The organism is Acinetobacter sp. IK40 (genome assembly GCF_035615075.1).
Taxonomy (GTDB): Bacteria; Pseudomonadota; Gammaproteobacteria; order Pseudomonadales; family Moraxellaceae; genus Acinetobacter; species Acinetobacter courvalinii.
Genome location: NZ_JANBOE010000001.1, coordinates 279,935 through 301,955 on the forward strand (window position 1 = coordinate 279,935; position 22,021 = coordinate 301,955).

Sequence of the window (22,021 nt, forward strand, 5' to 3'; positions counted from 1 at the left end):
TCATGCGACCGCTTTCTTTCCAATACATTGTTTTTCCCATTTATGCACATCTGATAGTAGATAGCGTTTTGGCGCACCACCAACAGATGGGAATGCAGGGGCAGGAAAAGGGATTCCCCATTGTGTCTTAACTTCCCAGCGCCAAAGTGTGACCTTGGTAATACAGAACATGTCACATACTTGGTCAGAAGTAATATATTTAGCCATTCACCCCTCCGCATCCGCTTTTGCTTCTTTCGCAGCATCTGTTAACTGTTCAATGGCCTTAACAATGTCATCGATCTCAAAGTCTTTTCTGGAACTGAATTCAAATAAACCGCATAAGTGACCATGTATTTTATAAATCCCACGTTCCCATCGATCTTTTCGAACAATCTTGCCGTCTTGTCTAAATTCGAAATGCTCTGGCTTCAAATCTCTAATCTGGAACTCAGGGCAGCGCAGGTCGAATTCTGTTACTTCGCGTTTACTCATTTCCGCCCCTTGCTGCTTCTACCATTGCTTTGTATCCAGTTTTGCTTAGTGTCGACATTGGCGCAACTGAATGCTTTTCATATGCCTGATACATCGCTTCAGTCGGCTCAACAGGCACCACCACGCAGCCTTCAAGCTTTTTAAAAACACTGCTAAGCATTTCAGCAAGTTCATTAGCATCAATAATTGGTAGCTGTGGATGTGCATCCTCAACTGCAAATGATTTAACTGCAATCCATGACTGAATTTCATTTTCAAGATTTTCAATATTCATGCCGCCACCTCAAATTCTGCTGCCAAGTCATGCATTAATAAGTTGCCTGATCCTGATTCGTACCAGATGCCCAAAATGCCTTTATGCCTAAATCTTAAAAGTTCGTTTTGTTCTGTTTGGCTGTAAACATCAGCGCCAATATCTACCAGCCAGTTTTTAAAATCTTCAAGCTTTGAAACAGGCAGTGCTTTACGATTCTTATAGCTTCGAGTGCTACCATATCGGCTTCTTAAAATCTGCCAGTCATTCATACCGTCACCTTTGCCTTAATGCGCTCTTGATATAGTTTTGAGTAGTACTCTTGAGCGTGTGGAATTTTGTCTTTGATCTTCTGGATCATTGATTCATCACGTTCATAACGAACAGTTGTAAGGCGTTCGCGCAAATCAATCTGCTCGACAAGATCAATCAATTGTTCTCGATCATCCCAATCATTTGTAAGCTCAACCGGGCAAGGGAATAGCCAAAAATCGACCTCAGCGGCTTGGCAATCGTAAAGCCACATATAACCTTGCATCTGCCAGTCATAACCCGACTTTTTAGCCTTCTCTTGAGCCTCATCCTGAAAGAATGGGTGAGTGCCAATATCCCATGTACATTTCGTGTCGATGATTAAGCTATTGTTTAAATCCAGCACATCACATTCGCCGGTGATCAAGTCGTTGCTGACCCGACCACTGTGTTTTTGAAGTTGACGAAAGCGAACCTTTCCAGATAAATCAATCGCAATATCTTCAAGAGCATTGCCTTTAGCTGTGTACTGGTTGCCCTTGAAAGACTTGAACGTGGTCAAGTCCTCCTTAACGATTGAGCGAATTTCAGTCTTAGCGGTGTCACTAAGAATGACTCCTTTAGTTTTTGGCTCGCCCATTAGCTTGTGAAGGCTTGAGCATCTGAATAGTTTCATAGTGCATTCACCTCGGCTTTTTGAGCATCAGTTAATGCATAGCCTTCCAGAACGTAGTCCTTAGATATTGCATCAGCCTTTAATTGCTCAATTAGAGAAGGGAAGTCCTGCTCTGAAACAGTAGGCTTTTGCACTTCAACTTCACCAACTTCTTTAGATACAGCATTTTTAAACCAATCCTTTGGGGTGCTCATGCCATCCCGCAGACTTGTGAAAATCTTGCGTAATGAAACAATGTTGGCAGCGGTGATAGCTTCTAGACGACGTTGGATATAATCCTCAATGTCCTTCTTGCTTACACTGAACTGCTCAAATGCTTGGACTAGCTTCTGCACAGCTTCCGGTGAAGTATCAGCGCTTGCATGAATCGTACGTTCACACTGAGCAACTGCATCATCAATAACATCACCTGGAATAACGCCCAAGATACATGCACGAAGTCGTCGAGCACCGTTGTTGGCTACAAGCTCATAAATGTCCCGTGGGTCAGAAAGCTTTTTAGATCCGTTGCGGGTGTAACGCATGTGAGGAACCTGAAAAACCTTCGTTTGACGTGTATTTGTCTCAACATCCCAAGCAAACGCCTCAACTGTGGATTCTCCATTTTCCGAAGACAATTCCCGGATACCGTACTGAATGTTCCCCCAGTTTTGAGCAAGCATTTCAGCTAAACGAATTGACGGCCCAGTTACTGAGCTTCCACCACGGGCATAAGAATAAACAGCAGATTGGGCCAAGCCAGAACGCTGGCAAGCATTCATAATCTTGTCGTAAGCTTCAATCGGATTGCGTGGGAACTGTTTGGCAATAACCAAAGCAGCTTGAACCTCTGCAATCGCACGCTGACTATCTGCTTGAACAGTCGACATTGCTTGAGTTGTAGGAGTTGATACTGCAAAAGGATTCTGTCCTACGTGTTGTACTGGCGCATTCATAATCTTCTCCTAAGCCGCTAAAACTTTTAAAAGTTGTTCAGTATTTTTGGCTTCGACATTTCTAATAGTCTCTTGCCATTCACGATATTCTTGAGAGCTGATCACATTGAACTGAAAAGCGAACTCGACTACTTGTTCAAGTGAGTTGAAATCTTTCTGTGACAACTCTTTGATGTATGCTTGAGCGTTCATTGTTGGGGCTCCTCATCATCATTGTTTTGATTCAGTTCCTCTTCCCACAAGAACTCTCGGCACTCTGTGCAAATCCACCTTCCAGAAGGAGGGTCAACTTTAAGATCGTCATACTCTCCGCAATAATCACAATCACCTAGAATACTCATCCCTTAATCCCCCTCAGCGCTGCAACAACTTGCTTGATTTCTTCTTCGGTGCGCCACATTCCAATCCATATATCATCTTTGTGCTCACACCATAGAGTAGAGTGTGCATAACCAGATGCATGCTCATCACTGATGTAATAAAATATCTCACCAGTCTTTGGCTCAAAAGGCGCAGGAATCTCTAGCTCAAGCTTTATCGTGCGGGGTTTGAGGCGGAACTTAAAAGATGGGTGACTAAACTCTCGAATTTGCCACTCATCAGTCACATCCTGAAATGCATCACCTGTCATCCACTGAACTAATTGACCATCCGCCAAAGCTCTTAAAGCATCAGCCCCACTAATCAGGCATTGTTCTGGTTCAGTAGGTTGTGGTTTAGGCTTAACCTTTTTCCACATTGCTTGACGCATCTCATGACGCTGCAACTCATCCCAACCTTGTTCACGGAAAATGAATGATTTTCCGTTCGAGTCTTGATAAATCTGATCGTCGCCTTCGGTTACCCAATTTGCGTCGTGGATATCATTCCGATGCAAAACAACAAGGTCTCGAAGCTGAGGGAGGGTGAGTTCTTTAAATCTATCCCCCAAGCCGCCCCAAACATAAGGAGCCAAATAACAGCAAGTTGAGTTTTCAGCATATAGGTGCGAGTACCAACCATTTTCTGGATGATCACCAGCCCATTTAAAACCCAACAGCTCAAACAACTCCTGAGCCTCTTTACTCTCAGCCTCATCATTCACTTTGATTTTGTAGTTATCCATCTCAATCACCTTGATATCGACCAGCAGGGTAGATCGGATTTTCGATGTACCAAGACGGTAAAGTTTGTTTAATTCGAATATTTGATTTTGTTGGTACTGGTCCATAATTCGGATTCTTGCAAACGCCTTTGCCACTTTCTTTGAACCACTTCTCGAAGCGCTCAATTGCTGCTAGTGCATCACTCATGCTGCCCACCAACACGAGCCGTCATTTCTACGACTTCACCTTTTTCTAATTGTTGGATTAGGGCTTGGGTTTCTAGTTCTTGTTTTGACTGGTAATAAGCTGCAATGTGAAGAACCAAACCAATGAAGGAAATACACATCACAAGGACGGCAAGCAGTGCGATTGATTGGATAGCCACAGTTTTAATCGTTGTGAACTTCTTAGTGTTCTGACGTTTAATACACTGACCAATGAAGGCTTTATGCTCTTCGTTGACTACGTTCGTTTTTATGTTCATACTTATCTCGCTCTTTGAGTAAAAGCACACTTGATTTTGACCGTCGGTGTGCTTTTTTATGTAAGGAATGAATATATTAAACCAAAGGTATAAAATTATTGCAAGTATAATTTAAACCATAGGTGAAAATAATTTATACCTCGGTTTAAATATGTTTTAATAGACAAAAGAAAACCCACGCAGGGTGGGTTGTATGGAGTTTATTATGAGTGAAAATATTGCAATATTACCAAAAGGCACCAAAGTTCAGATTATGGGGAGCACATATACTTTATTAGATAATGTAAAAGTAGATGATAATCAAACAAACCTCAATAATGTCTTAAAGGCGCAAGAAGAATTCCAGAATGGCGTCAATATTAGCCATGGAAATGGCCTTAAGAGTTCATCCAATTTGTAACATCATTGGGAATGTTAGATGCGGCCCATCGATCACCATTCACCTCGATAACAAATAAGATATCATCCGAATCCATATAATCTTTAAGAAAATCTTTGACTTGTTCTGCCGTTTTGGTAGATGTGATAATCCATTGGGATTTTGTAGGACGAGCCCAGTTGTCCACAGAAACCTTCTTTATTCCATCAATCATTTTCGTATAGTCTTTCGATTTTATTAAGTCATATGTTACTGAATAAACGGTCATTAATTTCTCCACCCGATCTGTTGTTAAGACTGTGTCGGGTTCACAGTTTTATTAATATTTAAATTCCCTGTTATGACGTACTACAACACCAATAATAGAAATATCGATCTGCGTAGAATTATATGTTGGGAAATCAGGGTTAAGTGGCACCAATTCAATTACATCCACACCATACTCATTAACACCAATTACTCTGTATTTCTTAAAAGTTGTACGGGCGATACCATGTTGTATCTCTTGAGCAATTACTAGGGAACCAGGTCTAGGAACCAAAGAAGCATCAACAATCAGTTCATCTCCAGGCATAAATTCAGGGGCCATGCTCAAGCCCTCAATCTTTAAACCAAAAACACATTCTGGTTTATGGCTTTCATATGTAGTCCAACTATCCCCAATAGAATTTATACCGTCATAACCTACATCATGAAATAAACCAGCTTGCACAAAATCTAAGAGAGGAATCCGTTTTAGTTTCTTTTCAGAATGAGTAACTTCATCTTTAACATTATCTTGTGAATCTTCTGTTTTATTAGGTACTTGTTCGCTATCACCATTTCCAGTTAAAAGCCAGCCCACATCCACCCCGAGCAGACCTGCTAACTTTTCCAGATTCTCTTTACTGATCTGTCCCTTTTTCCATTTTGATGGAGCTTGTGCAGAAAGACCAATCGAAGTCGCAGCTTTAGACCAAGAAATCTTTTTAGCTTTTAGCGCAGCCTGAATTCTTTCCACCATTGTACTCATAGCAATCATCACATGTAACCTGTGGTTAAATTTTCGTTTAAAAAAAAGTATTTGTGAAGCAACCATAGGTTGAAATTAATTTTAACTCATGGTTTAATAAAAAATATAAATAAGGTTTAAATAAGGTTTAAGATATGAATCCTATTCAACAAGCCATTGATGCTGTTGGTGGGCGAACCTCAGCAGCAGCCTTGCTAGGGATTTCCTATGTAGCAGTGCGGAAAATGGCAGAGAAGGGTGTTTTACCAAGAACAGACTACACGGGTGAAACAAATTACGCCCAGATTTTTGCTGAGCACAGCAATGGGAAAGTAACTCAAGCATGGTTACTAGATAAAGCAAATCCAAAACACTTAGCGGCATAAGGACAAATTTATGAGCCTTGAAAAAAAATCGACGCATGTGCGTTTATCTCCTGAAAACCATGAACGAGCAAAAGTTCTGGCTGAAATTAAAGGTAAAGACCTTGCTCAATATCTTGCTTACCTTCTTGAGAAGGAAATAGCGGGTGAGTGGCATGTACTTAATTTACAAGCAAAATCATTTGAGCGCTTGGGATTAGGCGCTTTGATGCGGGATCTTTCAACAGAAGTAATTTTTGCTGAGGGATCGGAAGGGATTACTGGGAATCAAGGGCAATAAAAAACCGCTTTCCAGTTACAGCTGGCAGCGGTCGTATTCATAGGAGTCGAATCGAATGAACATAGAAATTCTAACACATCATTCCAGACAGGTGAAGCACCCGAGGAGTGCACAGGGTGAGGGACATGATGAGTAATAAGATTGTAAATGAAATCCGTGAACTGCCAATTCACAGCACGCCTAAGCACTTACTTTGGGTGATAGCTGATATTGCTGATGACAACGGACAAACTGGCTGGTATGCACCTACTTCACGCTTGATTAAAGAAACTGGCTTGAGCAATAAAACAATAGCTGAATGTGTTTCTTACCTAAAAGATTGCGGAATTTTATCTGTAACAGGTGGCGCAGGCAGACAAAATCACTACTCAATTAATGCTCAAAACTTTAATCCAACTGTTAAATATTCGCCTAAAAAACAATCAAAACCAGTGAGCGAGGTTCACCAGTGTGACAGTCTCACCAGTGAACTAGGTTCACAACCACCAGTGAACCTCTCTCCAAAACCAGTGAACTTTGCGCAAAAACCAGTGAGCGAGGTTCACACTATCCATCATATCCCTCAATATCCCTCTGTTTATCCATCTATAGGTGATTCAGAGAATGCACCTAATGTTAAGCCAGAACCTAAGGTAAAACGCATTACTAAAAAACAAGCTGGCATCAATCGACTTGTTGAACTTGGTTGTGATGAGAAATACGCACATGACTGGATGGTTGCACGCAAAGGATCTGAGCTTACAGATTCAGTTCTTGAGAACCTGATTGAGCAAGCAAGCAAAGCAAACATCACTTTGGCTACAGCAGTTCAATGGACAGCTAAGAAGGGCTATCAAGGATTTAAAGCGGATTGGTACTTGAAAGACCAACATCTGCAACAGAGCTTCACTGGCAGCTATCAATCCTCTGCTCAACAAACAGCGAATGAACATGACCGTTGGAGACAAGCAGAAAATGAAGCTTTCGGGCAAACCGAATGGGATGTAACTCCAAAAAAGCAATTACTGGTAAGTGAGGTGGGTCATGCGTGAGTTCACCTACGAAGATGCTATGACTCTGATTAACAAAATGCGAGTCAGACTTGGAAAAAAATTCTCTGACCAGTGGGCAGGAGTTTCACCACGCGAATTAGCTACTGCAATGGTTGAAGACTATCAGGGTTTAACCCAAGAAGATTTTAACCGTGGTCTTGAAAAACTCAAAAAAGCGATCTTTGCACCAACTGTTTCTGAGTTCAAAGAGTGGTGTGAGCCGAAAGCAGATGCATGGCTGGATGCGCATGAGGCGTGGGCAATAGCGAAGGATTCAATTGAGTTTGGTACTGGTCGTGAATTGACTGTGATCTGGACTGAGCAAGCCGCTAAGGCATTTGAGAAGTGTGCTGACTTGGTTGCAACTGGTGACAAGTTCCAATTGGCTGAGGCTAAAAAGACCTTTGTTTCGATCTATGAACGGTTAGTAACAGAAGCGAAGGATCAGGGATTAAAACCAGTCTACAGCGTGAGTTTAGGTGTTGATCCTGATCAGCGTATCACAGCAATCAAACAAGCCGAAGTGGCAGGGTTTTTAACTGGCCGAGAAACTCAATTACAGCTTGAGCATAAGCAAACCAAAGCAGAGCAACAGGCAGAAGCTGAGCAATACAAATCAACTGCTCAAAAGGCCATTGCTGATTTGCGCGAAAAACTAAAGCTGAAAGCACCAGTGAACAAAATGTCTGATGAGATCAAAGAGGTTCAACCTTGGGAACTCAAAGAAGATTCTGAGTATTGGCCAGATCCTTTCGATAACCAGGATGAATATTTAAAAAACCTGAAAGCTGAAAACAAACCTGTGCCTATGGCTCTGAAGGGGGCGGCATGAAACATCCAGATGATCAACAAACCGTAGATTGGGTAGAAGAATTGGAGGTGATTTCATGAGAATGACCGAAGAGCAGTATCAGAACATGCGTTTAAACGCAAAAAAACAGGGTTTAGAGCAAGGTAAAAGCAAAAGTGATGCAGTGGTAGCGGAAGAGGTTGAATCAGCGAATCTGAGCGATTTTAGCCGCATTCTGTGCAAGGAAGAAAATGTAATTCTTCACTGTGAAATTGCAACCGTTCCACCGTCTGTAAATCACTACTGGGTTGCAGCAGGCAAAAGAAGATTTTTAAGCGATAGAGCAAAGGCGTTTCACCGGGTTGTGAGACAACTTGTACCAGCACACAAAACTATAGAACGACTAAAACTTGAAGTGACTTTTCACTTTCCTGATCGACGTTGCAGAGATATCGATAACTACCTGAAAGCAACAATCGACAGTTTGGTGAAGTGCGGATTATGTGTTGACGATGAGCAGTTCGATGAGCTGATTGTTAAGCGTGGCAACATAATCAAGGGCGGTCTAATCAAGTTGAAAGTCTGCACCATGTGAGGATTTTTTATGGATATGACGGTTGATTTACTAGCTTCTACGAACTCTCCTCGCGCGTGCGCGCGTTTTGTTGACGCGAAGAAGAAAGCGAAGAAATTTCTAGTTCAAAGAAGGGGTTATAAAGCACCTGATTTTGTGCGGATGATCTTGGATATGCGCAACTTAGGTTGGTCGCATGAAAAGATCTCTTGCGTGTTAGACGTAAGCCCTTCAACGGTTTCAAGCTGGGCGGTTGGTTCGAGTCCATTCTACGAACATGGCGAAGCTTTTATTCAACTGTGGCAGGAACAGACGGGTCTTGATCGTTACCCAAGAAAAGGTGAATGGCAGACCTATCAGTACCATATTGGTCAGTTAGATTTTTTAGTTCTACTTGACAGTGTGGCAGCTCAATTAGATGAAGAATTAGGTGCTTAAAATGAAAAGTGGCAGACCATTAGATATAGTTTCATTCGAAAACAGATTCCAAATATTAGTTTACGCAACGAATAACAAGCGTTTTAAGACAAGCGATATTGCTTTGGCGGTTGTTTCAGCAAGCTTGCAGACAATCAGAAATTATCTAAATGAATTGGCGCAGTTGGGCTATATCGAGCGCATTTCAATTCGTGAGTATCGAGCAACTGAGTTTGCAAAGCAGTTGTTTAACGTGACCACCCGTGACGGAGAAGGGCGATGAATAAAAATCCTATTTGTACTTGGAAAGAAGATGCGAACGCTGATTGGTGGACTAGCTGTGGTGAGAGGTTTGTTTTCAATGAGGTATCAAAGCCATCAGAACACAACTTCAAATTTTGCTGCTACTGCGGGGGTGAATTGGTAGAGCACGAGTATGTTGAGGGGCAAAGCCAATGAACGCGATCAATATCGGTGATCAAGTTGAATACATAGGGAAGATCAAAGAAAACCCATTCTGGGATTTAAGCACTCCGTTTTATGTGAAGCGTGTATTCGACGATGAAGTGCACTTGGTTGATCAAATGGGTGACTTAGGTTGCTTTCCTGTTGCTCACAAAGACATAAGAAAAATAGAGGATAAATCATGAACGCGATCCAATTCATTCAGAAGCACGGTGTTAAGCGAGCTAAAGAATGCTTGCCGGCTTACGAAAAACATTACTGTGGTCTAGAGCAGTTGTTTGTAGAAGACCTCAAGCGCCTCGTTGAGAGCGTGGATCTGATTGGGAAGTTTGGTGGATTTAAGAGAGCAGAAAGAATACTCAAGAAATCATACAAAGGGTGGAGTAATTCCGTATCTGTTGTTTGGAATGATAAACCCTTTCAATGTTCAATCAGCCAATTAGAACAAGCCATCGCAGACTACGAGCAACTATTCGGAAATACCGAAACGTTGGGAGGTGAGCATGTTTAAGGTCGGTCAGAAGATAATTAGGCTTGATAATAAGTCACCGCACATTTACTCAATTCAAAAAATTGAAGATGGATTGGTAACTATTGTTCGGAAAGTTAGACACCAAACATGGGGTATGTGGTTAGGTTTTGATGAAATTAGATTAGCCACCCCAGAAGAAATCGCAGCGGGCCACAGAATTGAGCAGGTGAAGTGATGAGAAGTGAATTTGAGAAAAATAGATACTGGATTGGGTTGTATCGCACAGACGTTGATTTCGATGAAAATCTTGGTGAGTTTGGTAGATATGTAGCCAATGGCTCAAGAAGGTTTGATGCAGCAAATTTGGAAACTTTTAACGAGAAGTGGGAGGTTTATGCAAATGCTTGGCAACACCGCCAGACCGAGGTGGATGAGCTTAAAAGCACAATCGAGAAGCAAAAGAAATTGTCACTCAAAGCTATCGAAAATGCGAAAGCAGGTAGCTGCTTGGAGTTGCAGTTAGCACAAAAGCTACATGCAGAATCATCACCTGATTCACTCGAATCTGAACGTGACATGAACTCTCTACTAACGAATGAAAATCTATTGCTGGAATCAAGAGTGGATGTGCTGCAAAAGCGGGTGGATGCGGCACTTCAAGAGATCAATGGTGCTACACGTTGGGTTGATGAAGATGCAATAGATGACCCTGAATTTATCAAAGGTGGCGTGTTAAGAGCATTTGCAAGGTTAGAGCAAGCGCTCAAGGGTGGTAGCAATGGACTCTAAAGATATCAAAGCTGGGGTTAATGCCTTAGCAAGTAAAAAGGCTGAACTAAAAGAAACTATTGAGCAATTCATAATGTGTGAATGTGCGAAGTTTGAAGTAGAAACTGGATTCTCAGTAGCGGATATTCGAATTGACTTTAATTTTGGCAATTATACGAAGGCTAGAATCAGACTTTATACGGGGCTAGATTGATATGAATACATTCAAAGAGGCTTGCAATCACCAGTACGAATACTGCTGGATTTATAAGGCGTATTTGTGTATCTATTGTGATGAGATGAAGAAGGAAAGCTAAAGTGTCTTTTGAAAAGTTTGGAAGAATTACCATTGAAGAGATCAGGGCTAATGCGCCAGAAGATGCGAACCTTTACTGGCATCGTACGGATGGGGACCTTGATCATAAGATTATTTATTATCGATTGGATAAAACTGGTCATCTGGCATTCCATGCTGATTCAGATAATACATGGCCCCCATGCCAAAACCCTGAGATCATTCCACAATTAAAAATACTATTTGAGAAAACAAAATGACTGATTTAATTAAAACCGTTATGGATGCAAAAGAAGAGTATAGAAAGAATTGGGGAGGTGAACCAGATTTGCTTTTCATGCACCCCACTGTATTTGAGGGGTTGATGCGATTGCCAGAAGTTCAATTAGCAGCGGCAACCAGTGGTGCCAAGGTATTTGGCTGTGATTATATGTTCGATAATATTGATGACTTCGATGTGCTGGCATCTTCACATGATCAAATGCGCCGGATATCAGCAGAACATGTAGGTACAACAGATGACGTAAAGCTACTTAAGTTGGATATATCTAGTAATTCTATGATTGATCCGCCAAAAACAGTGGCGCATGAATATATAACAATCCCATATCATACCCTTGTGGCCTACAGATATAATTGTGAGCAGCACAAAGTAGACAAGCTCTGGTAATCACCCAACAAACCCTAACTCGATAGATTCAACACTAGCCCTATTCACAACGAATGGGGCTTTTTTATGGCACGTCAAATTAAAACACCTGGTGCAACTCAAGTTGAAGAAACTGCGCAAGAAGAACAAGCCACTGCCCAGAAAGCGGATGAGGCTTTGGAGCATATTACTGGTGATGATCAGCCGAATATCAAAGATGCAGAGCCAACAGAAGAAGAATTGCTTCGAGAAGAATTGGCTTTAGCAAAAGCACAACTTGCAGAGCTAAAGAAGTCTACTCCGGTCGCAGCAAGCGCAAATGGTGGCGCACCAACTCAGCCTAAGAAGCGTGTTCCTGTCTTAACAAAAGATGGATGGACTACGAAGGAGGCTGACTAATGTGCGGAGGCGGATTAGGTAAGGTCTTTTCTTCTGTGACTGACGCTCTTGGCTTGACCAAAACAAAGCAGGCGGCACAGGGTTTTGATGCAGAAGCGGCTGATCAGGCAGCTAAGAATGCTGCTCAGGAAACCGAGAATGCTGCAATCGCTAAACGTCGTCAGCGTAGTGCTTCAACAGTTCTCACGTCAGCAACTGATACCCAAAAGAAAACCACTTTAGGGGGCTGATATGGAGAAGGAGCAAGTAGCAAAGCTATGTAAACGACTGAGCGAGTTAAAAGCTGAACGTGTACGTTATGAGCCGCAATGGACTGATGCGTATAAGTATGCAGCACCTGAACGTCAACAATCTTTCGCCGGGGATGATGTAACTGATACTCGTAAAACCCAACGTGCTGAGCTACTTGATTCAACTCTTGCAGAAGCCACGCAATTACTTGTGTCGAGCATTATTTCTGGCACCACTCCGGCTAACGCCCTTTGGTTTAAAGCGGTGCCTGATGGTGTCGATGACCCAGCAGATCTTACTGATGGTGAAAAGTGGCTTGATGTTGTGTGTCAATTCATCTGGCGCAATATTCATGGCGCGAACTATGACAGTGAAATCTTTGATCTCGTACTGGATTGTGTAGTTGCCGGTTGGGGCGTGATGTATGCAGATATTGATCGTAAGGCTGGTGGTGGTTATGTATTCCAGACCTATGACATTGGTCAATGTTATTTAGCTTCGACACGTCAGGATCAAAAGATTGACACGCTGTATCGTGAATTCGATATGACTGCGGCCGCACTGGTCACAGAGTATGGCGAGGATAAAGTCAGCGAGAAGGTGCGCAACACTTACAAGGATAAGCCTGATTGCAAGATCAAGGTTTTAACTGTTTGCCAGCCTCGTAATGTACGTCCGACTGATGATCGACTTACCCTAGCCAAAAACAAACCTTTTGCTTCATATCATATTGAAGTTGAAGAAAAACATATCTTGAAAGAATCAGGATATGACGAATTCCCGTTCGTTGTGCCGCGCTTCCGTAAGTTGCCTTGTTCAGTTTACGGCATTGGACAAGTAGCTATTGCATTACCAGATGCCAAAACATCAAACAAATTGATGCGTGACACATTGCGAAGTGCTGAGATTTCAACACTCGGCATGTGGATTGCAGAAGATGATGGAGTTTTAAATCCGCGTACGGTGCGTCTTGGTGGCGGCAAGATCATCACGGCTAATAGTGTTGATTCAATGCAGCGTATTGATGATGGCAAAGGCTATCAGGTTGGTGTTGAGTTATTAACACTGCTTCAAAGCGGCATCCGTAAAAAGATGATGGCCGATCAGCTACAGCCACAAGATGGCCCAGCAATGACAGCTACCGAGGTACATGTCCGAGTTGATCTGATTCGTCAGCAATTAGGGCCTTTGTATGGCCGATGGCAGGCTGAATTACTCACGCCTTTGCTAGAACGAACCTTTGGCTTGGCTTACCGGGCTGGTGTCATTGGTGAAGCGCCTGAAGAAATGCAGGGCCGTAATCTTTCATTCAAGTTTATTTCTGCTCTGGCACGTTCTCAACAGCTTGAAGAAGTTACTTCAATCGAGCGTTTCATTGCTAGCCTTGCAGAAGTAGCAAACATCGATCCATCAATTCTCGACAACGTTGATATGGATGCCGTAGCTCAAGTTACTGGTATGGGCTTAGGAGTGCCAACAGCGATTCTCCGTACACAAGAACAGATTGATGCAATCCGCCAGCAGCGTCAGCAAGCACAACAACAAGCAGTCGAACAAGAACAAGCACAGAACTTGGCTCAACCATTGGCAAATGCCGTGGGCAAAGGGCTTGAGTCTCAATTAACAAGTGAGGTGATGCAGTGATTTATTTAGGGTTTTTATTGGCTGTAGTTTTTCTTATTTCAACTGCTTTATTTAAGTCTAAGTATGAAAAATGGCATGACATGTACTGGGATGAAAACCGCATTCACCAGGAAACTGCGGCCAAACTATCAAAAGCAGAAGAAGAAATTAATCAGCTGAACAACCAGGTCGAACTGTTTGAAGAAGCCTTGCGCCAAAAGGAAGGTGAGGCAGAAGAGAAGGGGAGTTTTGTTCGTCAGCGTCAGCTACGTCCAGCAACGCCAGAAACCTATCGGGTTGTATTCGATCTGGATATCAACGGGCAGCGCATCTTAGAAGACTTAACTCAACGTTATTGCCGTCCAGCCTTCTCAAGTACAGACCGAGAAACGAATTACAAGTTAGGGCAACAGCACGTTGTCAACCACATTATCAATCAAATCAATAAAGCAAATGATCCAGCTTTTGTAGAGGAATCAAACGATGACTGATTTAAATCCAGATTTACCTGTTGAAGAAGGCACACCTGTACCAGCCGATCAACCTAAAGCTGATGTTCCGGCTCAGCCAGTTGATACACCAGCAGAGCCAAATAAAGATGGTCAGCCTCAAGAACCTGCAAAACAGCCTGATTTACCTGAATCAGCAGATGCCTACAAGGTTGATCTTGAAGGCTTCGATTTCGATTCATTCAAAGCGGATGAAGGCAATAAAGCATTTTTAGAAAACGCGCATGCTGCTGGTATTTCGAATGAACAGTTAGGCGTTGTACTGCAAGCCTATGAGCAGCACACAGCAGTGCAATTAGAGCAGCTTCAAACAGATTGGGGCGGGGATTACGACGCTAACCTTCGCTTTGCTCATCAAGCAGTACAGGCGGCCGGATTAGATCCAAAAGATGTTGATTCACCAACCTTCGGCATCCGCTTGGCAGCCTACTATGGCAAGGCCCTACAAGAGGATATGCCGCCTCAAAACACACAACAAAGCGGTGTGTCAAACGTTTCAGAATTAATTGCATCAGAGGCATACATGGATTCAAGTCATCCTGACCACAAGCGTGTTTATGCCCAAGTTGAAAAACATTATGCGAAATTCAATCAATAAGGGGCTAACCTATGGCGAATGAAAACAAAATCACGGCAGCGTTTGTAATCCAGTATCACGATGCATACGAAGTTGCCTCAATGCAAAACGAGTCACGATTGCTTAAAACAGTTGTGAATCGTGGAAAGATTACTGGTGAGTCCTTCACTATTAATGATATGGGGCAAGTCGAGATGGCTGCTTCTGGCACTCGTTTTGGAGACACTACTTGGACAATCCCGGATGCTGGTGTGCGCACAGCATTGATGAGTGATTACGACTTGTTTATTCCAATTGAATCACGCGATTTACCTAAGTTGAAGGCTATTCCAACTGACAAATACATGAAGAATCTGATCAGTGCCCGTAACCGTAAAATTGATGACATCATTTATCAGGCGCTTGTTGGTGGCATCTCTCGAACTACTGTCAATGATGCAGGTGTTAAATCGGTTTCAACTGTGAACTTGCCAGCCGAGCAAATCATTCTTTCAGGCTTTGGAACCCTAAAACAGCAAATCATCAAAGCAAAATCATTATTCCGCTTGAACGAATGTGATGAGCATAATGGTGAAACGCTCAATATCTTGTATACAGCTTCAATGCTTGAAGACATTTTGGGCGATACCACGCTTACAAGTGCTGATTTCATGGCAGTGAAAATGCTTCAAGAAGGTGCTGTGGCTGGTAAATGGCTTGGTGTGAACTGGATTCCATACGAGAAACTAAACAACGGTGCTGGTGGTGCTACAGAACGTCGTACGGTGATGTATGCAGGTTCGGCGGCACACTTTGGTGATGCAGATATTACTGGCTTTGACATCTCAAAACGTCCAGACAAAAAGAACATCAGCCAAGTTGGTGGTGTGCATTCTTTTGCTGCCGGCCGTGCCAATGAGAAAAAGGTAGTAGCAATCGACTACGTGGTTTAACCCTTTCGCCTCACCGTTGAGCAGGCGGTGGGGTGCTTTTTATTACAAATAAGGTAGGAAAAGATGAAAAAATTACTAGTTTCCAGTTTATGTGCATACATTGGCACCAAGTCTGTTTTAGCAGCCACAATGACACGCGGTGAATATAACGAGTATCGCGGTTGGAAAATTCCAGAAAATGAAGATCCAAGTGAACAAGGGTATCTAGTTGAGTATGTGGACGGTGGGAAACCAAATGATGAACGCCATGCGGGCTATATTTCATGGTCTCCTCGTGATGTTTTTGAACAGTCATATCATCAGAGTCAAACCCCTCAAGACCGAGTTCGTCTAGAACATCGAGAGCTGTCAGAAAAGTTGGACAAACTAGAAACCTTTATTGATAAGGGCAAACCATCTTTTCTTGATGATCAACAATGGGGGCTTCTCTTGGAGCAGCATAAGCACATGGACGCTTATAATGATGTTCTGATGAAACGGATAACAACCTTCTAACACCCAACAAACAACCAGCTAACCCCGAAGAAACTATCAAAAAAGCTTCGGGGTTTTCTTATGTCTGTTTCAAAGGTCACAATCTGCAATAACGCATTGAGCATGATTGGTGCAAATCAAATTGTAAGTTTTGAGGAAGAATCAAAACTTGCCCAAACATGCCGAAATATCTATGACACAACGCGCTTGGCATTATTGCGGATGCATCCATGGTCATGTGCTAAAAAGCGTCAAATCCTATCACCTGTGAGCACGTATCCAAGTTTTGGCTATGGTCATGCATTCCCATTGCCGAGTGATTACGTGCTTATCATTGCTGCCAATACCGAATGTTATGAGGTTGAGAACCGACATATTTTGGCAAACGTTGAACAAATCAATCTGGAATACGTTTTTAACAACAATACCGAGCAAACATGGGATTCACTTCTGATAGAAGCAATGACGCTTAAAATGGCTTCTAAGCTCTGTAAACCAATCACAGGTAGCGATGCAGCAGGACAGACGGCAGAAGCCCAATTTCAGCAACTGATGCGCCAAGCCAAGGCAATTAATGCACAGGAACGCCCAAGCCAAGATATTCAGTTTGCTGAATCGTCTTATTTGTGGGAGCGCTACCTATGAAACAGTGGATTCTTAAGAACAACTTAAGTTCAGGTGAGTTGAGCCCATTACTTTGGACGCGCACTGATATTCAGCAATATGCCAATGGATCTAAAAAACTATTAAATATGTTGCCATTAGTGGAAGGCGGGGCAAAGAAAAGACCGGGAACAAAATTCATAGACATTTTTGCCAATGCTGTACGGTTAATTCCTTTCATTGCCAACTCTGAAAACACTTATTTGCTGATTGTAGGGCTGTCCTTCATCAAGGTTTATAACCCAAGAACTTATTCTGTGGTGTATGAAACAGTCACTCCATATAATACGACTGAGAAAGTACGTGAGCTGCAGTATGCGCACACCAAATACCGCATGTACTTTGTGCAGGGCGATACACCGGTACACCGATTACTCTGTTCTGCGGACTTTACCAGCTGGCAATTCTCACCATTTACCTTTGGAGTCTATCCAAACGATGAACTGGGCAGCACGCCGAACGTGGCGTTATCTCCTTCAGGTACCGAAGTAGGGCAAGTAATCGCTTTGACAGCGGCATCCTTTCCAAACTGGTCAGACAAAGAGACCTATTTGACTGGTGACCGGGTTATTCATGCCGGGGCAACATGGCGTGCAACCATTGATAACAAGGGAATTGCGCCAACTTTAACAACGCCGGAGTGGGAAGCAGTTTCAAATGAAGAAGCGAATGTATTCAAGCCAAGTGATGTCGGCTCGATTGTCCAGATTAATGGTGGACAAGTTAAAATCACTGAATATGTTGATCCATCACGAGTGAATGGTGAAGTCCTGGTAAAGCTAAACTCAAATATTCAGGCGATTGCTAAATCATGGGTATTAAGAAGCGTGGCTTTTAGCGCATCGTCAGGCTATCCAAAAGCGGTCTGCTTTTTCAAACAGCGATTAGTTTTTGCCAATACTAAAACCAGTCCTAACCAGATGTGGTTTAGCCGGATTGGGGATGATGGCAACTTTCTGGAGACCACGGAAGATGCAGATGCATTCAGCATTGCATCGAGTTCAGCTCAGTCAGATAACATTTTGCACTTATCGCAACGTGGTGGCGTTGTCGCATTAACAGGCGGGGCAGAGTTCCTTATTAATTCACAAGGCCCTTTGACACCAAGTTCCGCTCAAATTGATGAGCATACGTCATATGGAGTGCAGGCAAACGTCAAACCGTGTCGTGTTGGTAACGAGCTTTTGTTTGTTCAGCGCGGTGGTGAGCGATTAAGAGCAATGTCATATCGTTATGAAGTGGATGGCCTTGTGTCGCCAGAACTATCACAGATTGCGCCACATATTCCTGAGAACCATAGCGGCATCCGAGAACTGACGTATCAGCAAACGCCGAGTTCAATTGTTTGGATTGTAATGGGTGACGGACAGGTATCGAGCATCACATTGAACCGTGACCAGGAAATGAATGCTTGGGCCCAGCATGATTTTGGTTGCCAGGTAATGTCAATTTGTGCATTGCCGACTGGTTTGGGCGAAGATCAATGCTTCATGTTGACTCGACGCAATAACAATACAGTTCTGGAAGAAATGAATGAATCAGCATTAAGTGATTGTGAATTCGATATTCCAGTTGTATATGGGGTTGGGTCAGTAGCTAATTTGCCGATTCAAGTCCTGACTAGCCCTATCATAAGTTTCAGAAATAATGACGGCTATTTTTATTCCGGCTATACAATTTCTGGGGACAGCATTGAACTTTCAGATAAAGAATTAAGCCAAACTGTTCAGTTGGGTCAGCCATTTATATCAGAAGTTGATTTGTTGCCACCTGATTTTAGCCAGGTACCAGCAACTGCAATGTTCCATAAAATCCAAGTGCATGAGATGGCAATTTTCTTGAATGGATCGGTAGGTGGGTTTATCAATGGACAGGAACTGTCGACCAAGTACTACAACCAATCCGCATTCATCAATGCCCCATACACAGGTTATGTCACAGATAACTTCGTAGGCTGGCAATCACTGCATGAATTGCAGACGAAGATTACACACAACAAACCGCTACCTTTTCACGTGCAAAGTATCTCTATGTTTGTATCAATTAATGAGAAATAGAGATGCAAGTACGGGCAGCAACATTGCAGGACGTAGAAACGCTTGTTGAATTCGGCAAGCGTCTCACAGAAGAATCCCCAATTTTTTCCAAACAAGGCTTTGATGAACATAGAGCATCAGAGCTTTTCACCCATTTGATCCGAAAACTTGGTTCAATTTTTATTGCTGTGGATGAATACAAGAATCCAATCGGCACAATTATCGGCGTAATCGACACAGATTGGCGCACAGGGCATAAGTTAGCATTTGAGCAAGGTGTTTATGTGCTTCCTGAATATCGTCGCTCAGACAGCGCCAAAACGCTAATTGATGCATTCATTGGCTGGTCAAAATTACACAATGCTGATCGTATCCAGCTTGGCACCATGTCAGGCATTCAAGCAGATAAGGTTGTAAAGCTTTATGAAAGTATTGGCTTTGAACTTCGCGGCTATGTTTTAGAGATGGAGGCTTAACTATGTGTAATGGTGGCGCAATCGCATCAGGTTTTGAAGCAGTTGGAAATATTTCTAATTCCTTGATGGCTGATGCAACCGCAAAAGGCAATGCAAAAACAATCAAATCTGTAGCAAAAGTTCAATCTAAAAAGATTCAAGAACAAGGTCGCAAAGATGCATCAACAGCACGTGCTATTGCTGCCGAGAATGGTGTGGATATTAATATTGGATCTCCTGCACTTATTGAAGATGAGATTCTAGGTGATGCTGCCTATAACGCTTATGTGAATCAAAGCCAAGCAGGCTATTCAGCAGCAGATGTTTTGCGTCAAGGTAAAATGCAACGTAATAACTATGGGTTTAAAGCAGCAAGCAATGTCATCGATTCAGCAGCTAAAGCATATGGGTGGAAATAATGCGTATTCCAACTTCACGTGGTCGAGTTGATCCTCAAGCACAAATGCAAACCTTTACACCAAATACTGGTCTAGCTGAACTAGGGCAATCTATTGGTGGAGCATTGCAGGGCAAGCAAGCCAAAGAGGATGAAGCTGCAGTTCAGGCAAACAAAACGCAGCTGATTTTGAATGAACAGCAGAAGAAAATAGATACTGCAAATTATGTACAGCAGTCATCTAAATTCTCAGCAGATATAGATTTAATCGATTCTGATATTACTGCAAGAATGCAGAGTGGTGCGCTAGATGTAGATGCAGCTGTACTTGAGAGACAAAATGCTCTTGATAAAATTAAGCAGCAATACATGCCTGAAGTGCCAAACACAAGAAAAGCTGATTTTGACCAGTATATTGAAAAAACATCCTATCAAAGTGCTTCAAAATATATGCCTATTGCAGAACAGGCGGCACGTTCTCAGGCAAGCACGCAGTTAAATCAAGTATCTGAAAATCTACTTAAATCTAGCACAAGCCTCGAAGATGGTGAAAAGTCAATTCGTGAGTTTGGGATTGCAAAGAACTTGCCTATTGGCACAGTTGAAGCAGCAGTCAATAAGTATAAAAACAATTCATCAACCAATGAGGCTAATTCTTGGTTTACGGGCATCATGGATAATAATGACCAATTATCAAAAATGACCACGCCTGAAGAAGTGCTCAAAGTTTTCCCAAACTTAACGCAGGAGCAAGCAATTGAATGGGCGAAAAAATCATTATCAAGAATCACTCAAAACAACAAAGCGGCAGAGACTGAACGTAAGGAGCTTGTTAGTCTTGGTAAAAATTCATTATCCAGCTATCAGGAATCAATTGTTAGTGGCATCCCAGCAACAGATGAGCTTAAATCCCAATGGAGGAATTCAATTATTAATTCTGGCGATCAAGAGCTTATCAAGCAATATAAAAACTATAGTAACAATGAGGTTGAGGCGCGGACCTTTGCAACAATGCCGCCAGATGCACGGCTAACCTATCTCACGAAACAGCAAACCCAATTGCAAAATAATCCTCAAGCTGACCCTAAGGCAGCAGAGATTAGATTGAGACTGCTTCAAGAAACTCACAATAAGATGCTTGGGTATGAAAAAAATAATGCCCCAATGGCTTATGCAATTGCTACAGGGCGAGAGATCCAAGTGGTGCCTACAACATTGTTAGCTCAAGGAGATCAGTCAGCTATTGAAGCTTTAAAAAAGAATGTCATAACGATTAGTACTGCTAGGCAGGAACGTGGTGCAACAGGTTCGTCCAATCCGCTTGCTCAACAGCAAATTTCTGAAATGAAGCAATACTTGCAGAATGCAAACTCAGCACAAAAACTTGAGCTTGGAACAAGTCTATTCAAGGCTAGTGCAGGTAATGCAAATGCTGCAAGGGATATGATTAATTCAGTTTTTGGTGATAAAAACTCAATACGTTGGGCCATATCTCTTAATTCAAGGAATCTTTCCACTATAGCTAATCAAGTTGTTTCGGGGCAGGACTTATTAGACAAGAACTTAGTTAAGCTGAATGATAGTGGGCTGGAGTATCAGGTTACAGAGTACTTGAAAGGAATCACATCCCCAGGCACGCCTGAATACAAAATATATTTTGATTCAGTGAAAGCAAATTATGCATACCTTGCGCAAAAGTCAGAAAAGTTAACAGACAAATCTGGGAAATTAGATGCTAAAAATATTGATCCTGATTTATTTAAAAAATCAATTTTAGAGGTTACAGGTGGAAAATTCTCAACTGGAGGATGGGGTGGGGGTAATGTTGTTCTGCGGCCTCATACAGTTGGAGAAAAATCCTTTAGTGAGCAACTTGAGCGCTTTAACTCTCAAAACTCTAAAGTTTATGGAGGGTCAGATAAGGACTTTTTCCTTGATTTGCCATTAGAGCAAGACCCTAAAAACCCCTACCGCTATTATTTTAAAAATGGTTCTGGGTATATTTTAGATAAAAGCAGTAACAAAGATCCAAAGAAACAAGACCGTTTAGCACTAGTTTTGCATTGAGGTAG

37 protein-coding genes and 3 pseudogenes are annotated in these 22,021 nt (G+C 42.4%); 28 read left to right on the plus strand and 12 right to left on the minus strand.

What is annotated here, in order from left to right:
- From MSG93_RS01310 to MSG93_RS01355, 10 genes are all read right to left on the minus strand, one after another.
- Positions 1 to 207 carry a hypothetical protein gene (locus MSG93_RS01310; protein WP_324619261.1) on the minus strand — a complete coding sequence of 69 codons (207 nt, stop codon included), beginning with the start codon at positions 205 to 207 and terminating at the stop codon, positions 1 to 3.
- On the minus strand, positions 208 to 474 hold the full coding sequence (locus MSG93_RS01315; RefSeq protein WP_324619263.1) for a hypothetical protein: 267 nt from the start codon (positions 472 to 474) through the stop codon (positions 208 to 210).
- Positions 467 to 748: a hypothetical protein gene (locus MSG93_RS01320; RefSeq protein WP_324620654.1), complete on the minus strand. Its 282-nt coding sequence runs from the start codon at positions 746 to 748 to the stop codon at positions 467 to 469. Before MSG93_RS01320 ends, MSG93_RS01315 begins: the two co-directional genes overlap by 8 nt.
- Complete coding sequence (locus MSG93_RS01325) at positions 745 to 999, minus strand: hypothetical protein (protein WP_324619265.1); 255 nt, start codon at positions 997 to 999, stop codon at positions 745 to 747. Before MSG93_RS01325 ends, MSG93_RS01320 begins: the two co-directional genes overlap by 4 nt.
- On the minus strand, positions 996 to 1,655 hold the full coding sequence (locus MSG93_RS01330) for a hypothetical protein (protein ID WP_324619267.1): 660 nt from the start codon (positions 1,653 to 1,655) through the stop codon (positions 996 to 998). The genes MSG93_RS01325 and MSG93_RS01330 overlap by 4 nt, the downstream gene beginning before the upstream one ends.
- The gene (locus MSG93_RS01335; RefSeq protein WP_324619269.1) at positions 1,652 to 2,590 is read right to left on the minus strand and encodes a hypothetical protein; all 939 of its coding nucleotides are present in this window, start codon (positions 2,588 to 2,590) and stop codon (positions 1,652 to 1,654) included. Before MSG93_RS01335 ends, MSG93_RS01330 begins: the two co-directional genes overlap by 4 nt.
- 9 nt (positions 2,591 to 2,599) lie before the next feature.
- On the minus strand, positions 2,600 to 2,782 hold the full coding sequence (locus tag MSG93_RS01340; RefSeq protein WP_324619271.1) for a hypothetical protein: 183 nt from the start codon (positions 2,780 to 2,782) through the stop codon (positions 2,600 to 2,602).
- 145 nt (positions 2,783 to 2,927) lie between these two features.
- Positions 2,928 to 3,695 (minus strand): hypothetical protein, encoded by a 768-nt coding sequence (locus tag MSG93_RS01345; RefSeq protein ID WP_324619273.1) that lies wholly within the window; start codon positions 3,693 to 3,695, stop codon positions 2,928 to 2,930.
- 1 nt (position 3,696) lies between these two features.
- Positions 3,697 to 3,882, minus strand: a complete 186-nt coding sequence (locus tag MSG93_RS01350) for a hypothetical protein (protein WP_324619275.1) — start codon at positions 3,880 to 3,882, stop codon at positions 3,697 to 3,699.
- Complete coding sequence (locus MSG93_RS01355; RefSeq protein ID WP_324619277.1) at positions 3,875 to 4,159, minus strand: hypothetical protein; 285 nt, start codon at positions 4,157 to 4,159, stop codon at positions 3,875 to 3,877. Before MSG93_RS01355 ends, MSG93_RS01350 begins: the two co-directional genes overlap by 8 nt.
- 205 nt (positions 4,160 to 4,364) lie before the next feature.
- On the opposite strand from MSG93_RS01355, the gene MSG93_RS01360 reads away from it, so the two are divergent.
- The gene (locus MSG93_RS01360) at positions 4,365 to 4,559 is read left to right on the plus strand and encodes a hypothetical protein (protein WP_324619279.1); all 195 of its coding nucleotides are present in this window, start codon (positions 4,365 to 4,367) and stop codon (positions 4,557 to 4,559) included.
- Here the strand turns inward: MSG93_RS01360 and MSG93_RS01365 are convergent.
- A complete protein-coding gene (locus MSG93_RS01365; RefSeq protein WP_324619281.1) occupies positions 4,537 to 4,806 on the minus strand; it encodes a hypothetical protein in 270 nt (89 codons plus the stop codon). The genes MSG93_RS01360 and MSG93_RS01365 overlap by 23 nt on opposite strands.
- 51 nt (positions 4,807 to 4,857) lie before the next feature.
- Complete coding sequence (locus MSG93_RS01370) at positions 4,858 to 5,550, minus strand: LexA family transcriptional regulator (protein ID WP_324620642.1); 693 nt, start codon at positions 5,548 to 5,550, stop codon at positions 4,858 to 4,860.
- A gap of 134 nt (positions 5,551 to 5,684) precedes the next feature.
- On the opposite strand from MSG93_RS01370, the gene MSG93_RS01375 reads away from it, so the two are divergent.
- The 27 genes and pseudogenes from MSG93_RS01375 to MSG93_RS01500 all read left to right on the plus strand — a co-directional run bounded on the left by MSG93_RS01375 (position 5,685) and on the right by MSG93_RS01500 (position 22,016).
- Positions 5,685 to 5,915, plus strand: coding sequence for a hypothetical protein (locus MSG93_RS01375; protein ID WP_309350403.1), 231 nt, complete (start codon positions 5,685 to 5,687; stop codon positions 5,913 to 5,915).
- Positions 5,916 to 5,925: 10 nt separating this feature from the next.
- Entirely contained in the window at positions 5,926 to 6,192 is a 267-nt protein-coding gene (locus MSG93_RS01380) for a hypothetical protein (RefSeq protein ID WP_324619285.1), read from the plus strand.
- Positions 6,193 to 6,317: 125 nt separating this feature from the next.
- Positions 6,318 to 7,223: a hypothetical protein gene (locus MSG93_RS01385; RefSeq protein WP_324619287.1), complete on the plus strand. Its 906-nt coding sequence runs from the start codon at positions 6,318 to 6,320 to the stop codon at positions 7,221 to 7,223.
- Positions 7,216 to 8,055, plus strand: coding sequence for a hypothetical protein (locus MSG93_RS01390; RefSeq protein ID WP_324619289.1), 840 nt, complete (start codon positions 7,216 to 7,218; stop codon positions 8,053 to 8,055). The genes MSG93_RS01385 and MSG93_RS01390 overlap by 8 nt, the downstream gene beginning before the upstream one ends.
- A gap of 55 nt (positions 8,056 to 8,110) precedes the next feature.
- Entirely contained in the window at positions 8,111 to 8,608 is a 498-nt protein-coding gene (locus MSG93_RS01395) for a RusA family crossover junction endodeoxyribonuclease (protein WP_324619291.1), read from the plus strand.
- Positions 8,609 to 8,623: 15 nt separating this feature from the next.
- Entirely contained in the window at positions 8,624 to 9,025 is a 402-nt protein-coding gene (locus MSG93_RS01400) for a hypothetical protein (RefSeq protein WP_324620643.1), read from the plus strand.
- A gap of 1 nt (position 9,026) precedes the next feature.
- A complete protein-coding gene (locus MSG93_RS01405; RefSeq protein WP_324619293.1) occupies positions 9,027 to 9,287 on the plus strand; it encodes a FaeA/PapI family transcriptional regulator in 261 nt (86 codons plus the stop codon).
- Between the two features lie 172 nt (positions 9,288 to 9,459).
- Complete coding sequence (locus MSG93_RS01410; RefSeq protein ID WP_324619296.1) at positions 9,460 to 9,654, plus strand: hypothetical protein; 195 nt, start codon at positions 9,460 to 9,462, stop codon at positions 9,652 to 9,654.
- Positions 9,651 to 9,980 (plus strand): hypothetical protein, encoded by a 330-nt coding sequence (locus tag MSG93_RS01415; RefSeq protein ID WP_324619298.1) that lies wholly within the window; start codon positions 9,651 to 9,653, stop codon positions 9,978 to 9,980. Before MSG93_RS01410 ends, MSG93_RS01415 begins: the two co-directional genes overlap by 4 nt.
- Positions 9,973 to 10,176 (plus strand): hypothetical protein, encoded by a 204-nt coding sequence (locus MSG93_RS01420; protein ID WP_324619300.1) that lies wholly within the window; start codon positions 9,973 to 9,975, stop codon positions 10,174 to 10,176. Before MSG93_RS01415 ends, MSG93_RS01420 begins: the two co-directional genes overlap by 8 nt.
- Positions 10,176 to 10,397 (plus strand): annotated as a pseudogene (locus MSG93_RS01425) (hypothetical protein); the annotation flags it as partial. The gene MSG93_RS01420 and the pseudogene MSG93_RS01425, both read left to right, overlap by 1 nt.
- A 322-nt stretch (positions 10,398 to 10,719) precedes the next feature.
- The gene (locus MSG93_RS01430) at positions 10,720 to 10,923 is read left to right on the plus strand and encodes a hypothetical protein (protein ID WP_324619302.1); all 204 of its coding nucleotides are present in this window, start codon (positions 10,720 to 10,722) and stop codon (positions 10,921 to 10,923) included.
- Between the two features lie 104 nt (positions 10,924 to 11,027).
- Positions 11,028 to 11,264, plus strand: coding sequence for a hypothetical protein (locus MSG93_RS01435; protein ID WP_324619304.1), 237 nt, complete (start codon positions 11,028 to 11,030; stop codon positions 11,262 to 11,264).
- Positions 11,261 to 11,674, plus strand: a complete 414-nt coding sequence (locus tag MSG93_RS01440; RefSeq protein WP_324619306.1) for a hypothetical protein — start codon at positions 11,261 to 11,263, stop codon at positions 11,672 to 11,674. Before MSG93_RS01435 ends, MSG93_RS01440 begins: the two co-directional genes overlap by 4 nt.
- A 66-nt stretch (positions 11,675 to 11,740) precedes the next feature.
- On the plus strand, positions 11,741 to 12,052 hold the full coding sequence (locus MSG93_RS01445; RefSeq protein WP_324619308.1) for a hypothetical protein: 312 nt from the start codon (positions 11,741 to 11,743) through the stop codon (positions 12,050 to 12,052).
- Positions 12,053 to 12,087: 35 nt separating this feature from the next.
- A complete protein-coding gene (locus MSG93_RS01450) occupies positions 12,088 to 12,282 on the plus strand; it encodes a hypothetical protein (RefSeq protein ID WP_420714290.1) in 195 nt (64 codons plus the stop codon).
- 1 nt (position 12,283) lies between these two features.
- A complete protein-coding gene (locus MSG93_RS01455; RefSeq protein WP_324619312.1) occupies positions 12,284 to 13,927 on the plus strand; it encodes a portal protein in 1,644 nt (547 codons plus the stop codon).
- Complete coding sequence (locus MSG93_RS01460; RefSeq protein ID WP_324619314.1) at positions 13,924 to 14,397, plus strand: hypothetical protein; 474 nt, start codon at positions 13,924 to 13,926, stop codon at positions 14,395 to 14,397. The genes MSG93_RS01455 and MSG93_RS01460 overlap by 4 nt, the downstream gene beginning before the upstream one ends.
- On the plus strand, positions 14,390 to 15,013 hold the full coding sequence (locus MSG93_RS01465; RefSeq protein ID WP_324619316.1) for a hypothetical protein: 624 nt from the start codon (positions 14,390 to 14,392) through the stop codon (positions 15,011 to 15,013). The genes MSG93_RS01460 and MSG93_RS01465 overlap by 8 nt, the downstream gene beginning before the upstream one ends.
- Before the next feature lie 11 nt (positions 15,014 to 15,024).
- The gene (locus MSG93_RS01470) at positions 15,025 to 15,924 is read left to right on the plus strand and encodes a phage capsid protein (RefSeq protein ID WP_324619318.1); all 900 of its coding nucleotides are present in this window, start codon (positions 15,025 to 15,027) and stop codon (positions 15,922 to 15,924) included.
- Between the two features lie 129 nt (positions 15,925 to 16,053).
- Positions 16,054 to 16,221, plus strand: a pseudogene (locus MSG93_RS01475) (DUF2829 domain-containing protein); the annotation flags it as partial.
- A gap of 27 nt (positions 16,222 to 16,248) precedes the next feature.
- Positions 16,249 to 16,419: pseudogene (locus MSG93_RS19275) on the plus strand (crAss001_48 related protein); the annotation flags it as partial.
- 60 nt (positions 16,420 to 16,479) lie between these two features.
- Complete coding sequence (locus tag MSG93_RS01480; protein ID WP_324619320.1) at positions 16,480 to 17,043, plus strand: hypothetical protein; 564 nt, start codon at positions 16,480 to 16,482, stop codon at positions 17,041 to 17,043.
- Positions 17,040 to 19,118 carry a carbohydrate-binding protein gene (locus MSG93_RS01485; protein ID WP_324619322.1) on the plus strand — a complete coding sequence of 693 codons (2,079 nt, stop codon included), beginning with the start codon at positions 17,040 to 17,042 and terminating at the stop codon, positions 19,116 to 19,118. The genes MSG93_RS01480 and MSG93_RS01485 overlap by 4 nt, the downstream gene beginning before the upstream one ends.
- Positions 19,119 to 19,120: 2 nt before the next feature.
- The gene (locus tag MSG93_RS01490; RefSeq protein WP_324619324.1) at positions 19,121 to 19,573 is read left to right on the plus strand and encodes a GNAT family N-acetyltransferase; all 453 of its coding nucleotides are present in this window, start codon (positions 19,121 to 19,123) and stop codon (positions 19,571 to 19,573) included.
- Positions 19,574 to 19,575: 2 nt separating this feature from the next.
- Positions 19,576 to 19,971, plus strand: a complete 396-nt coding sequence (locus MSG93_RS01495) for a hypothetical protein (protein ID WP_324619326.1) — start codon at positions 19,576 to 19,578, stop codon at positions 19,969 to 19,971.
- Positions 19,971 to 22,016 carry a hypothetical protein gene (locus tag MSG93_RS01500; RefSeq protein ID WP_324619328.1) on the plus strand — a complete coding sequence of 682 codons (2,046 nt, stop codon included), beginning with the start codon at positions 19,971 to 19,973 and terminating at the stop codon, positions 22,014 to 22,016. The genes MSG93_RS01495 and MSG93_RS01500 overlap by 1 nt, the downstream gene beginning before the upstream one ends.
- The last annotated feature ends 5 nt before the right edge of the window (positions 22,017 to 22,021 follow it).

Bases quoted from the DNA above. Each gene is read 5' to 3' on its own strand.
- MSG93_RS01410 (WP_324619296.1), top strand. From the start codon at position 9,460: ATGAACGCGATCAATATCGGTGATCAAGTTGAATACATAGGGAAGATC.
- MSG93_RS01430 (WP_324619302.1), top strand. From the start codon at position 10,720: ATGGACTCTAAAGATATCAAAGCTGGGGTTAATGCCTTAGCAAGTAAA.
- MSG93_RS01355 (WP_324619277.1), bottom strand. From the start codon at position 4,159: ATGAACATAAAAACGAACGTAGTCAACGAAGAGCATAAAGCCTTCATT.
- MSG93_RS01320 (WP_324620654.1), bottom strand. From the start codon at position 748: ATGAATATTGAAAATCTTGAAAATGAAATTCAGTCATGGATTGCAGTT.
- MSG93_RS01470 (WP_324619318.1), top strand. From the start codon at position 15,025: ATGGCGAATGAAAACAAAATCACGGCAGCGTTTGTAATCCAGTATCAC.
- MSG93_RS01365 (WP_324619281.1), bottom strand. From the start codon at position 4,806: ATGACCGTTTATTCAGTAACATATGACTTAATAAAATCGAAAGACTAT.
- MSG93_RS01440 (WP_324619306.1), top strand. From the start codon at position 11,261: ATGACTGATTTAATTAAAACCGTTATGGATGCAAAAGAAGAGTATAGA.
- MSG93_RS01360 (WP_324619279.1), top strand. From the start codon at position 4,365: ATGAGTGAAAATATTGCAATATTACCAAAAGGCACCAAAGTTCAGATT.
- MSG93_RS01445 (WP_324619308.1), top strand. From the start codon at position 11,741: ATGGCACGTCAAATTAAAACACCTGGTGCAACTCAAGTTGAAGAAACT.
- MSG93_RS01485 (WP_324619322.1), top strand. From the start codon at position 17,040: ATGAAACAGTGGATTCTTAAGAACAACTTAAGTTCAGGTGAGTTGAGC.
- MSG93_RS01375 (WP_309350403.1), top strand. From the start codon at position 5,685: ATGAATCCTATTCAACAAGCCATTGATGCTGTTGGTGGGCGAACCTCA.
- MSG93_RS01340 (WP_324619271.1), bottom strand. From the start codon at position 2,782: ATGAACGCTCAAGCATACATCAAAGAGTTGTCACAGAAAGATTTCAAC.
- MSG93_RS01405 (WP_324619293.1), top strand. From the start codon at position 9,027: ATGAAAAGTGGCAGACCATTAGATATAGTTTCATTCGAAAACAGATTC.
- MSG93_RS01310 (WP_324619261.1), bottom strand. From the start codon at position 207: ATGGCTAAATATATTACTTCTGACCAAGTATGTGACATGTTCTGTATT.
- MSG93_RS01335 (WP_324619269.1), bottom strand. From the start codon at position 2,590: ATGAATGCGCCAGTACAACACGTAGGACAGAATCCTTTTGCAGTATCA.
- MSG93_RS01315 (WP_324619263.1), bottom strand. From the start codon at position 474: ATGAGTAAACGCGAAGTAACAGAATTCGACCTGCGCTGCCCTGAGTTC.
- MSG93_RS01380 (WP_324619285.1), top strand. From the start codon at position 5,926: ATGAGCCTTGAAAAAAAATCGACGCATGTGCGTTTATCTCCTGAAAAC.
- MSG93_RS01390 (WP_324619289.1), top strand. From the start codon at position 7,216: ATGCGTGAGTTCACCTACGAAGATGCTATGACTCTGATTAACAAAATG.
- MSG93_RS01370 (WP_324620642.1), bottom strand. From the start codon at position 5,550: ATGAGTACAATGGTGGAAAGAATTCAGGCTGCGCTAAAAGCTAAAAAG.
- MSG93_RS01455 (WP_324619312.1), top strand. From the start codon at position 12,284: ATGGAGAAGGAGCAAGTAGCAAAGCTATGTAAACGACTGAGCGAGTTA.
- MSG93_RS01330 (WP_324619267.1), bottom strand. From the start codon at position 1,655: ATGAAACTATTCAGATGCTCAAGCCTTCACAAGCTAATGGGCGAGCCA.
- MSG93_RS01400 (WP_324620643.1), top strand. From the start codon at position 8,624: ATGACGGTTGATTTACTAGCTTCTACGAACTCTCCTCGCGCGTGCGCG.
- MSG93_RS01420 (WP_324619300.1), top strand. From the start codon at position 9,973: ATGTTTAAGGTCGGTCAGAAGATAATTAGGCTTGATAATAAGTCACCG.
- MSG93_RS01465 (WP_324619316.1), top strand. From the start codon at position 14,390: ATGACTGATTTAAATCCAGATTTACCTGTTGAAGAAGGCACACCTGTA.
- MSG93_RS01490 (WP_324619324.1), top strand. From the start codon at position 19,121: ATGCAAGTACGGGCAGCAACATTGCAGGACGTAGAAACGCTTGTTGAA.
- MSG93_RS01385 (WP_324619287.1), top strand. From the start codon at position 6,318: ATGATGAGTAATAAGATTGTAAATGAAATCCGTGAACTGCCAATTCAC.
- MSG93_RS01350 (WP_324619275.1), bottom strand. From the start codon at position 3,882: ATGAGTGATGCACTAGCAGCAATTGAGCGCTTCGAGAAGTGGTTCAAA.
- MSG93_RS01495 (WP_324619326.1), top strand. From the start codon at position 19,576: ATGTGTAATGGTGGCGCAATCGCATCAGGTTTTGAAGCAGTTGGAAAT.
- MSG93_RS01395 (WP_324619291.1), top strand. From the start codon at position 8,111: ATGAGAATGACCGAAGAGCAGTATCAGAACATGCGTTTAAACGCAAAA.
- MSG93_RS01480 (WP_324619320.1), top strand. From the start codon at position 16,480: ATGTCTGTTTCAAAGGTCACAATCTGCAATAACGCATTGAGCATGATT.
- MSG93_RS01415 (WP_324619298.1), top strand. From the start codon at position 9,651: ATGAACGCGATCCAATTCATTCAGAAGCACGGTGTTAAGCGAGCTAAA.
- MSG93_RS01325 (WP_324619265.1), bottom strand. From the start codon at position 999: ATGAATGACTGGCAGATTTTAAGAAGCCGATATGGTAGCACTCGAAGC.
- MSG93_RS01500 (WP_324619328.1), top strand. From the start codon at position 19,971: ATGCGTATTCCAACTTCACGTGGTCGAGTTGATCCTCAAGCACAAATG.
- MSG93_RS01345 (WP_324619273.1), bottom strand. From the start codon at position 3,695: ATGGATAACTACAAAATCAAAGTGAATGATGAGGCTGAGAGTAAAGAG.